At 54.1% G+C, this 209-nt stretch carries 2 tRNA genes; both read right to left on the bottom strand.

Annotation, left to right across the window (positions count from 1 at the left end):
- Nucleotide 1: 1 nt before the first annotated feature.
- Nucleotides 2–78, bottom strand: a tRNA-Asp gene (locus AC2A4J_RS20500).
- Nucleotides 79–133: 55 nt separating this feature from the next.
- Nucleotides 134–209, bottom strand: a tRNA-Val gene (locus AC2A4J_RS20505).

A 209-nucleotide genomic window follows, 5' to 3' on the forward strand; every position in this document is an offset into this window, starting at 1 on the left:
ATGGCGGAATGGACGGGACTCGAACCCGCGACCCCCTGCGTGACAGGCAGGTATTCTAACCAACTGAACTACCACTCCAACATGGTCTAGTACTTTTGCCTTTACCTAAGTAAGAAGCCCACTGTCTAGTTAGTGGTGGGTGTGGAGAGGTTCGAACTCCCGACATTCGCCTTGTAAGGGCGACGCTCTCCCAACTGAGCTACACACCC

The organism is Marinomonas sp. ATLA20, assembly GCF_057180105.1.